Annotated in this window: 2 protein-coding genes; both read left to right on the top strand. The window is 73.3% G+C overall.

What is annotated here, in order from left to right; genetic code table 11:
- The coding region (locus DZF91_RS23555) for an FHA domain-containing protein FhaB/FipA (RefSeq protein WP_147341318.1) at nt 1-378 on the top strand (378 nt) is incomplete at its 5' end.
- A partial coding sequence (locus tag DZF91_RS23560; protein WP_117359523.1) for a Stp1/IreP family PP2C-type Ser/Thr phosphatase occupies nt 375-1,192 on the top strand: 818 nt, incomplete at its 3' end. The genes DZF91_RS23555 and DZF91_RS23560, both read left to right, overlap by 4 nt.

The following is a 1,192-nucleotide window of genomic DNA, read 5'->3' on the forward strand; positions in this document are numbered from 1 at the left end:
CCGAAGGCCGCCGCGCGACCGCCCCAGGGCGCTCCCCAGGGTCCGCCCCAGGCGGCGCCGCCGCGTGGGGGCCAGCGGGGCGGCGGGGCGCCCACCCGGCTGGTGGTCGTCCAGGGCGAGCGGACCGGCACCGTCATCGACCTCACCGGTGTGCCGATCTCCATCGGGCGCGCGAACGACTCCACGCTCGTGGTGACCGACGACTACGCTTCCAGCCGACATGCCCGGCTTTACGCGCAGGACGGCCAGTGGATCGTGGAAGATCTCGGTTCGACCAATGGGACCTATCTGGGCCGCACGAAGGTGACCCGGCCGATGCCGGTGCCGCCGGGCGTCCCGATCCGTATCGGCAAGACCGTGATCGAGCTGCGCAAATGACTCTGGGAATCCGCTACTCCGCCCGGTCCGACGTCGGCATGCTGCGTGAGGGCAACGAGGACTCGGGCTACGCGGGCGCGCACCTGCTCGCCGTCGCCGACGGGATGGGCGGCCACGTCGGCGGCGAGATCGCCAGCGCCGCCGCGATCTCCGAGATCCGCAAGCTGGACAAGGCCATGCCCGCGACCGAGCTGCTCGCCGCGCTCGAGCGGACGGTCAAGTCGGCGAACGAGAACCTGCACCGGATCGTCGAGTCCGACCCGGCGCTGCAGGGCATGGGCACCACGCTCACCGCGATGCTGTGGGCGGGCAGCCAGATCGCGCTGGTGCACATCGGCGACTCGCGCGCCTACCTGCTGCGCGACGGCAGCCTGTTCCAGATCACGCACGACCACACGCTCGTCCAGTCGCTGGTCGACGAGGGCCGGATCAGCCCGGACGAGGCCGCCTCGCATCCGCAGCGCTCGCTGCTGCTGCGCGCGATGGACGGCCGGGGCGAGATCGACCCGGACCTGTCGCTGCGCGAGGCCAGGGCCGGCGACCGCTACCTGCTGTGCTCGGACGGCCTGTCCACGGTGGTCACGGCCGAGACGATCTTCCAGGTGCTGACCGAGGCGGACGAGCCCGACCAGGCCGTCCGGCAGCTGATCGACCTGGCGAACCGCGGCGGCGGCCCGGACAACATCACCTGTGTCTGCGCGGACGTCGTGGAGCTCGGCGACCAGCCGCCGCAGCCCGGCCCCGGACGGGCCGTGGGCGCGGCGGCGAACGCTGCCCCGCCGCAGCTGCCGGGCGCCCCGAACGCGCCCGGCGG

This window comes from Actinomadura logoneensis (genome assembly GCF_003428695.1).
GTDB classification, from domain to species: domain Bacteria; phylum Actinomycetota; class Actinomycetes; order Streptosporangiales; family Streptosporangiaceae; genus Spirillospora; species Spirillospora logoneensis.